The following is an 8,455-nucleotide window of genomic DNA, read 5'->3' as shown; positions in this document are numbered from 1 at the left end:
GGTGGGCGCTCAGGGCCACACCAACACCAGCCACGGCTGTCTGAATGTCAGTCCCAGCAACGCGCAGTGGTTCTTCGAGCACACTAAGCGCGGCGACATCGTGGAAGTGCTCAACACCTTGGGGCCGCCACTGTCGGGGACCGAAGGTCTTGGCGACTGGAACATCCCGTGGGATCAGTGGCACGCCGGCAACGCTAAGGCGTGACGCCTGTTTGGGGTGAGTGACGGGACTCGAACCCGCGACATTCAGGATCACAACCTGACGCTCTACCAACTGAACTACACCCACCATTGCCGCCAGCCGGCTACGCGAGGTTCCGCGTGGACAGGCAGCGACGTCGATACTAGCCGTTCGGGCGCTCGGCAGCCGAATCGATTGCCTCCGACGTGGCCGGTTCACCCCCCAGCGCGACGGCTACCGCGGCAATGTCGCTGGTGGCAGGCCCCGGCGGCGGGACGAACGCGGTCCGCCGGTAGTACTGCAATTCGCGGATGGATTCGTGGATGTCGGCCAGCGCGCGGTGCGCCAGGCCCTTGGCCGGCTGGCCGTAGTAGATGCGCGGATACCAGCGGCGACACAATTCTTTGATCGAGCTCACATCGATCATCCGGTAGTGCAGGTACGAGTCGAGTGCAGGCATGTCGCGGGCGATGAATCCACGGTCGGTGGCAATCGAGTTACCGGCCAGCGGTGCCGTTTTGGCTTGTTTGACGTGTTCGCGGATGTAGTCGAGCACCATCGTCTCCGCGGTCGCCACATCCACAGTGGACGCGCGCACCTCCTCGATGAGGCCGGAGCGGGTGTGCATTTCGGCGACCACGTCGATCATGGATGACAACGCCGCATCGTCAGCGTGGATCACCACGTCAACCCCATCGCCGAGAACGTTCAGCTCTGCGTCGGTGACCAGCACGGCAATTTCGATCAACTTGTCCGAACGCAGATCCAGCCCGGTCATTTCGCAGTCGATCCACACCAGTTCGTCCCGCACAGCGTTCACAGTAGGCAAAGTTGGCTGCCAGACCTGCAGCCACCCCGCCAAGGCGCGTCAACCAGTAAGGTCGTGCGTTGTCGGTACTAGCTTGATTGTCCGGCTCCTCAGCGGGCCGGAAGCGGCCCGCATCGTCGCGGGACTACGACTACCAGGGAGAGGCAGACGTCACGATGAGCTCCGAGTCGACACCGCGCAGCGCATCGGCTGGTACTCCAGTGACTCCAGCGCAGCAGATCGCGGCCGGCTACGCCGTCGAGGGCCAGGCCTTGGAGTTGGGCACGGTCGTCGTGGAGGGCACGGCCGACCCGGCCGCGCAAATCCGCATCCCGCTGGCCACTATCAACCGGCACGGTTTGGTGGCCGGAGCGACGGGCACCGGCAAGACCAAGACGCTGCAGCTGATCGCCGAGCAGCTCTCGGCGGCGGGCGTGCCGGTGCTGATGGCCGACGTCAAGGGCGACCTATCCGGCCTGTCGCGACCCGGACAGAGCAGCGACAAGGTCACCGCGCGCGCCAAGGAAACCGGCGAGACGTGGCAGGCGAGCGCCTTCCCGGTGGACTTTTTGTCGTTGGGCACCAAAGGCATCGGTGTTCCGGTGCGGGCTACCATTGCTAGCTTCGGGCCCGTCCTGCTATCAAAAGTGTTGGGGCTCAACGCTACCCAAGAGTCGACGTTAGGTCTGATCTTCCACTATGCCGAGCAGCAACACTACGAGCTGCTGGACCTGAAGGACCTGCGCGCGGTGATCAGTAAACTCACTAGCGACGAGGGCAAGGGCGATTTGAAGGCGCTTGGCGGCGTTTCCGCGCAAACGGCCGGCGTCATCCTGCGTGCCTTGGTCAATCTGGAAGCCGAAGGTGCCGATACTTTTTTCGGCGAACCGGAACTAAAACCCAAGGACCTCCTGCGTTTTGATGACAAAGGTCATGGGGTCATCTCACTGCTGGAACTGGGCGACCAGGCCGCACGCCCGGTCCTGTTCTCCACATTCTTGATGTGGGTGCTGTCCGATCTCTTCAAGTCCTTGCCCGAGATCGGCGACGTCGACAAACCTAAGCTGGTGTTCTTCTTTGACGAGGCTCACCTCTTGTTCGCCGATGCGTCGAAGGCGTTTCTCGAGCAGGTCGAGCAGACCGTCAAGTTGATCCGCTCCCGCGGCGTTGGTGTGTTCTTCTGCACTCAGTTGTCCACCGATGTGCCCAACGAGGTGCTGTCGCAGTTGGGGGCGCGCATTCAGCACGCGCTGCGCGCGTTTACTCCCGATGACCAGAAGGCGCTGACAAAAACGGTTCGCACCTATCCGAAAACCGATGTCTACGACCTGGCTTCGGCATTGACCTCGCTGGGCATCGGCGAAGCGGTCGTCACCGTGTTGTCGGAGCGCGGTGCCCCGACTCCGGTCGCGTGGACCAGGCTGCGCTCGCCCCGTTCGCTGATGGCTGCCATCGGCGACGACGCGATCGGCACTGCGGCCAAGTCCAGCCCGCTGCAGGCAACGTACGGTCAAACCGTCGACCGGGAATCCGCCTACGAGAAGATCGAAGCCGAAAAAGCGCAAGCTGCCCAGGCCGGCCCGCCCGCGGAGGCGGGATCGAAGTCGGCGCCTGCGACTGCGAAGAAGCCAGGTTGGTTCAAGCGTTTCGTGAACAGCCGAGAGTTCAGGGTCTTCCTCGTCGACCTCTTTAAGGGCTTCTTCACCGGCAACGGGCGCCGCCGCCGATAGGTCAGTCGCCCAGCTTTTTGTAGAAGCTTCCGACGATCGGCGCGACAATAGCGCGCGGCGCGTATTGGCTCGCCACTGACATAGCCTTGGACGTCAAGCCGGGCACGACGCGCATCTTGTTGCGCTTCAATGCATCTAAAGACTTCTTCGCTGTGTGCTCGGTGGAGATCCACAAAAAGTCGGGCACCAGCTTCTCGACGATCGACGCTTCGGCCGGGTCGGGTAGCTCGGTGCGCACCGGGCCGGGTGCCAGCAGTGTGACGTGCACGCCGGATTTACGCAGTTCCCCGCGCAAGGACTCGCTGAACGTATTCACGAACGCTTTGCTGGCCGCATAGGTCGCGTTGTAGGGGATCGGCGAATTGCCTGCCGCCGAACCAGAAATCAAGATGCCGCCGGCCTTTCGCTCGATCATCCCCGGCAGCACCGCAAGCACGAGATCGTGCACGGCGATCGCATTTAGCTGTACCTGCGCCCTTTCCACCGCTGCGTCGAGTGTCGAGAGCGGACCAAAGGTCGCAGTGCCCGCGTTGGCGCAGAGGATCGAGATGTTGCGGGTGGCCAACTCGTCGACCAGTTTGGCGCGTTCCGTCGTGTCGGCGAGGTCGGCCGGACGTACTTCGACGGTGACCCCATATTTGTCGGTCAGACGGCCGGCAAGGTTGGTGAGGACGTCTTCGCGCCGCGCGGTGATGATCAGGCTGTAGCCGCGGGTGGCCAGTTCGGTGGCCAGTGCTTCGCCGATGTTCTGGGAGGCTCCGGTGACGACGGCACGAGCGTCGGGGCTGGGCGCGGGTACTGGCACCCGCCAATGGTAGGAGCCGATCGCGAGCGCGGCGAAGCCGGGCGCTGCGGGTCGGCGACCAGACATTAAAGTGCGAGCATGGGCAACCCGGGGTCGGGTTCGCGCAGATCCGAGCGATCCCGGGTGCTGACGTGGGCACTGTGGGACACCGGTGCTGCCGGGCTGAGCGCGATCGTGGTGACGTTCGTGTTCTCGGTTTATCTGACCGACAGCGTCGGTCAGGGGATGCCCGGTGGTGCTCCACCGGCGAGTTGGCTGGGTCGCGCGCTGGCGGTCGCCGGGGTGACCATCGCGCTGCTGGCGCCGCTGATCGGCGTGTGGGTGGAGGATCCGCACCGGCGGCGCGTGGCCCTGACCGTGCTGACCGGTTTGGCGGTGGCGCTGACATGCGCTATGAGCCTGATCCGTGAGCGTCCGGAGTATTTGTTTCTGGGATTGGCGCTGCTCGCGGCGACCGCGGCGTGCGGCGATCTGGCCAGCGTCCCGTACAACGCGATGCTCCGTCAGCTTTCAACCCCGGAAACCTCCGGCCGGATCTCCGGTTTCGGCTTGGCAGCGGGATTTTCCGGCAGCGTGGGGTTGCTGCTGGTGGTCTACTTCGGCTTCATTTCCGGCAAAGGCGCTACCTGCGGAGTGCTGCAGGTGTCGGCTGCCGACGGGATGAACGTCCGGACGGCGATGCTGGTTGCCGCCGGGTGGTTAGCGGTGTTCGCGCTGCCGCTGCTGCTGACCGCGCACCGGCTGCCTGCCGTTGCCGAAGTCGCCGCTCCCGTGCGGGGCCTGCTCGGCGGTTACCGCAAGTTATGGACCGAGCTGGCAGCCGAATGGCGCCGGGATCGCAACCTGGTGTATTTCCTGCTGGCCAGCGCGGTCTTCAGGGATGGGCTGGCCGGCGTATTCACCTTCGGCGGCGTGCTCGGTGTCAACGTGTATGGGATCTCTCCGGCCGATGTGCTGATTTTCGGGGTGGCCGCGAGCGTGGTGGCAGCGCTCGGAGCTGTGCTCGGCGGGTTCGTCGACGACCGGATCGGATCCAAGCCGGTGATCGTCGTATCGCTGGCCAGCATCATCGTGTTCGCTCTTACCATGATGGTTTTGTCCGGTCCCCGCGCGTTCTGGGTCACCGGACTGATGCTGTGCCTGTTCATCGGGCCGGCGCAGGCATCGGCGCGCACGCTGCTGCTGAGGATGTCCAGAGATGGCAAGGAAGGCGTGGCCTTCGGCCTTTACACGATGACCGGACGTGCGGTGTCTTTCTTGGCGCCTTGGCTGTTTTCGGTCTTCGTCGACGTGTTCGGCGCCGTCCGCGCCGGCATGGGCGGGCTGTGTCTGGTCATGGGTGTCGGGCTGCTGGGCTTGCTAATGGTCCGTACCCCGCGCCGAAGCCTCACTCCGACGGGGGTTTGAGCCGGGTCAGTCCGGCGACGATGCGCGCCGTGGCGCGAGGAGGAGCCGGACAATCAAGTTCAGCCCGATCCGTTGCAGACTGTTAGGCCAGCGCCGGTGCGTTCGTTGACCTCGACCCCGTCCACGGTCACCGTGCAGGTGACGTCGTGGCCGATATTGATGATCGTGATGTTGGCCTTCGCGCTGCCGGACGCCTTCAGGCTGACTTCCTTGCTCCACGGCAACGCGACGTTGAATTCGGTCTGCATCAGCCCGTCGTTGTCCACATAGGTGATGCTGATTGCGCGGCCTTCGCCGGTGACGTTGTACTCCACGGTCTGCATCGCGCCCGCGTTGCTGGGCTCACTTGATTCGGTGCTGGTCGGCGCCGATGCGCTGGCCGACGGCGAAGGCGACGACGACGGTGCGGTCGACGCGGAATTTGGTGAACTCGGCATCGGCAGCGGTGGCACCGCGCTTTGCTTCCGCGCTGTGCCGTTGGCGATCACCAGGGCGATGACCAGTGCGGCAACCATCAGCACCGCCGCGGCAGCGGCGATCCACAGCCAGCGCGGTGCTTTCGGCCGCCCAGGCGCGGGTTCTTCCGGTGGCTGATCCGGCGGAGGCTGACCGTGCCCCCAGTACTGCGGCAGCTTGTCGGTCGGGTGGGTTGCGTTCGAATTGGGCGCTGAGCCGGGGTAGTACGGGGGCGGATAGGACGACTGCCCGCTGTAAGCCGGGTCGGTGTACGTCGGATAAGGCTGACGTATTCGTTGGGTTTGTTCGGTCCCCTCTTGAGCTAAACGGGCGTGCTCGGACCGACGCGGATCGTTCATGCCCACCTCATGGTGGAAGGTTACCTGCAGCACGACGCCCGCCGCCGAGACTTCTGCTCAGCGGCTGAGTTAGATCGCCGATAGGCGAAGCGCCCCCGGTGCGCTTTCGGGCACGAGCGGATTACGCGGCCGGACCGGCGCAACCCGCTGATAATTGGAGCCGAGTGGAGGACGAGGGTCGGGGTCGCCCTTGTTGGGCCAGAGCGCGACCGCTCGTTCCGACTGCGCGGTGATCGTGAGGGCGGGGTTGACGCCCAAGTTGGCCGTGATCGTCGACCCATCAATGATGTGCAGGCCCGGATAACCGTATAGGCGCTCGTACGGGTCAACGACGCCCGTTGCCGGTGAATCGCCGATGGGACAACCGCCGATGAAATGCGCGGTGGTCGGTCGGTTGAGGACGTCGAAATAATAGCCGCGGGGGTCACCGTCGATCTTTGCGGCAGCACGTCGGACTACGTCGTTGGCGACCGGATTCCAGTTCGGATTGGGCGCGCCCCGGCCCTGTCGGGAGTTCAGTTTCGTGCCGAAAAGGCCGCGTTTGAGGTAGGTGGTCAGCGAATTGTTCAAGTCCTGCATGACAAGCAGGCTTATTGATCTCTCGGAGGCTCTCCGAGCGTTGAAGGAGCGGGCGAATGCGGTCGGATGACGCAGATTCGTCAGCACCCATTTGGCGAGACGGTGTCGGTCGCCGTCGACCAGGGTGGTGGTCAGTAGGTATCCCCAGTTGCTGCCCTTGCCGACGCGGAAGGCTTCGATGTGCGTGTTCGCATCGGGGTGGATCGATGACGTCCCGGCCACACCCTGGGCCAGATCCGTGCGAGTTCGCGAGGTCGCGAGCAGGGCGACCTCCGAGTTGGTCCGCGCCAGTTCACCCAACCGCGCCGAGATCCGGGGTAAGGAACCGTTGGCCCGCAGTCGGTGGAGCAGGTTTTGCGTGCCGAGCGCGGCGGCGGAGAACACCACCTGATCGGCGCGCCAGGTCCGGTGTTGTTTGCGAACCCACCGCCCAGTGTGGACGGTTTCGACCTGGTACCCGCCGGCAGGCGATTCACGGACGTCGACGACGGTCGTCATCGGGTGGACCTGCGCGCCGGCCTTTTCCGCCAGGTACAAGTAGTTGCGGTCGAGGGTGTTCTTGGCGTTGTGCGCGCATCCATTTATGCAGCGCCCACAGAAGACGCAGCCGGCGCGGTTTGGTCCGATGCCACCGAAGTACGGGTCGGAAACCGTCTTGCCGGGCTCGCCGAAGAATGAGCCCACCTGGGTCGGGTGGAACGTGTCGGCAATACCCAAATCGTCTGCGATTGACTTGAAGATGTCATCTGTGGGCGTCAACCTCGGATTCGTCGCTACGCCGAGCATTCGTTTGGCTTGGTCGTAATACGGCGCTAACTCGGCCTTCCAGTCCGTGATCGAGGCCCATTGCGGATCGTTGTAGAACTGCTCCGGCGGTTCGTAGAGAACATTGCCGTAGATCAGTGAACCGCCACCGACGCCAACGGCCGACTGGATAGCGACGTTCTTCAAAACGGTGAGCCGCAGCGGGCCAGTGAGGCCGAAACTGGGCTGCCACATGGTCTTTCGCAAAGGTACACTGTCGGGCGGGTAGTCCTCCGGGCGCCAGCGCGCACCCTGCTCGAGCACGCCGACGCGGTATCCCTTCTCGCTCAGGCGAAGAGCGGTAACCGAGCCGCCGAAACCCGATCCGATCACGATCACGTCATAGTCGGGACTCATCGAAGTCCTCTCGCAAGCTGCGGGGGGCCATCGATCGACCGCGATCGAGCCTTAGCAGAGACGCTGAGAATACGTCCGGCCGATCAGTTATGGCTCGGATTGAGCAAGCGCGTCATTACCGCGATGCGCCGACGGTCAACGCGGCGACCGTCATCGCCCGCATCACCGCCCGCGATCGCACGGCCTTGCCATCGTCAGGCTTGAGGCTGTGTGGAGTGGAGTTGAGCAGACCGAACACGGCGTGCGCCATCAGCCGGGCGTCGGTCTCGGCAAGCCCGGGCTCGAGCTCGCGCAGCACGCCCACCCAGACCTCCACGTACTGGCGCTGCGCGCGGCGCACCTGGCGTTCGGCCGCGGCCGGTAGATGGGCCAGGTCACGATCCTGGATGCGGATCAGATCCGGTTCACCCAACGCGAAGTCGAGGTGGAAGTCGATCAAGCCGTCCAGCGCCGCGGCGGCGTCGGCCTCGCGGGATGTGACCTCGCGCGCACCGGCCAGCAGACGGGTGCTGATGCCGACCAACAACTCGACCAGTAGCGACTCCTTGTTGGGGAAGTGCCGGTAGATCGCTGGGCCGCTGACCCCGGCTGCGGCGCCGATGTCTTCCAGCCGGACCGCCAGAAATCCACGTTCGGCGAACAGCCGCTCAGCGGCCGATAGCAGTTGCAAACGACGGTCCGATTTGCGTCGACTGCGGCGATTCGGCGCCTCGGCGTGGCCCCTGTCGTCACTGCGGTCGCTGTGATCGGCCGGAGCAGACACTGCCATGACGGCCTCCCGCGACAACTCATGCTGGACACTTCGGTTAATCGCCACTAACATATCACGAGTTAGTGATCATTAACCGAAATTGGCATGCATCCGATGACCTCTCCGGCCGAAAACCGCGAAGCGCACCGCGCACTTGTCGCCCAGCTGCGCGACAAGCTGGCTGCGGCCGCCCTGGGCGGCCCGGAACGGGCTCGCAC

General features: G+C 64.4%; 8 protein-coding genes and 1 tRNA gene. 3 read left to right on the top strand and 6 right to left on the bottom strand.

The annotated features are described in order from the left end of the window. Nucleotides 1-205 (top strand): L,D-transpeptidase family protein (locus tag WAN71_RS00900; RefSeq protein ID WP_422223526.1); only part of this gene is annotated, 205 nt, incomplete at its 5' end. Nucleotides 206-213: 8 nt separating this feature from the next. Here the strand turns inward: WAN71_RS00900 and WAN71_RS00895 are convergent. Together WAN71_RS00895 and orn are read right to left on the bottom strand one after the other, a co-directional pair. After that, nucleotides 214-289: transfer RNA gene (locus WAN71_RS00895), tRNA-His, on the bottom strand. A 55-nt stretch (nt 290-344) separates the two neighbouring features. Further along, nucleotides 345-992, bottom strand: a complete 648-nt coding sequence (gene orn / locus WAN71_RS00890) for an oligoribonuclease (protein WP_422223525.1) — start codon at nt 990-992, stop codon at nt 345-347. Nucleotides 993-1,165: 173 nt separating this feature from the next. Here orn and WAN71_RS00885 point away from each other — a divergent pair, with 173 nt between their 5' ends. Further along, on the top strand, nt 1,166-2,719 hold the full coding sequence (locus tag WAN71_RS00885; RefSeq protein WP_422223524.1) for a helicase HerA-like domain-containing protein: 1,554 nt from the start codon (nt 1,166-1,168) through the stop codon (nt 2,717-2,719). 1 nt (nt 2,720) lies between these two features. Here WAN71_RS00885 and cmrA read toward each other — a convergent pair whose 3' ends face one another. Continuing rightward, nucleotides 2,721-3,524: a mycolate reductase gene (gene cmrA, locus WAN71_RS00880; RefSeq protein ID WP_422223523.1), complete on the bottom strand. Its 804-nt coding sequence runs from the start codon at nt 3,522-3,524 to the stop codon at nt 2,721-2,723. A gap of 78 nt (nt 3,525-3,602) precedes the next feature. Here cmrA and WAN71_RS00875 point away from each other — a divergent pair, with 78 nt between their 5' ends. Beyond that, nucleotides 3,603-4,931, top strand: a complete 1,329-nt coding sequence (locus WAN71_RS00875; RefSeq protein ID WP_422223522.1) for an MFS transporter — start codon at nt 3,603-3,605, stop codon at nt 4,929-4,931. A 59-nt stretch (nt 4,932-4,990) separates the two neighbouring features. Here the strand turns inward: WAN71_RS00875 and WAN71_RS00870 are convergent, their stop codons facing one another. The 3 genes from WAN71_RS00870 to WAN71_RS00860 all read right to left on the bottom strand — a co-directional run bounded on the left by WAN71_RS00870 (nt 4,991) and on the right by WAN71_RS00860 (nt 8,255). Continuing rightward, on the bottom strand, nt 4,991-5,746 hold the full coding sequence (locus tag WAN71_RS00870; RefSeq protein WP_422223521.1) for an MmpS family transport accessory protein: 756 nt from the start codon (nt 5,744-5,746) through the stop codon (nt 4,991-4,993). Nucleotides 5,747-5,815: 69 nt separating this feature from the next. Next, on the bottom strand, nt 5,816-7,486 hold the full coding sequence (locus tag WAN71_RS00865; RefSeq protein ID WP_422223520.1) for a GMC oxidoreductase: 1,671 nt from the start codon (nt 7,484-7,486) through the stop codon (nt 5,816-5,818). A gap of 115 nt (nt 7,487-7,601) precedes the next feature. Then, nucleotides 7,602-8,255, bottom strand: coding sequence for a TetR/AcrR family transcriptional regulator (locus tag WAN71_RS00860; RefSeq protein WP_422223519.1), 654 nt, complete (start codon nt 8,253-8,255; stop codon nt 7,602-7,604). Between the last annotated feature and the right edge of the window lie 200 nt (nt 8,256-8,455).

Source organism: Mycobacterium sp. (assembly GCF_049280035.1).
Lineage (GTDB): Bacteria > Actinomycetota > Actinomycetes > Mycobacteriales > Mycobacteriaceae > Mycobacterium.
Note: the sequence above shows the minus strand (reverse complement) of the source record. Positions and strands in the feature narration are given on the sequence as shown.

Coding starts and splice junctions, on each gene's coding strand:
- WAN71_RS00885 (WP_422223524.1), top strand. CDS start 1,166: ATGAGCTCCGAGTCGACACCGCGCAGCGCATCGGCTGGTACTCCAGTG.
- WAN71_RS00875 (WP_422223522.1), top strand. CDS start 3,603: ATGGGCAACCCGGGGTCGGGTTCGCGCAGATCCGAGCGATCCCGGGTG.
- WAN71_RS00870 (WP_422223521.1), bottom strand. CDS start 5,746: ATGAACGATCCGCGTCGGTCCGAGCACGCCCGTTTAGCTCAAGAGGGG.
- WAN71_RS00865 (WP_422223520.1), bottom strand. CDS start 7,486: ATGAGTCCCGACTATGACGTGATCGTGATCGGATCGGGTTTCGGCGGC.
- WAN71_RS00860 (WP_422223519.1), bottom strand. CDS start 8,255: ATGGCAGTGTCTGCTCCGGCCGATCACAGCGACCGCAGTGACGACAGG.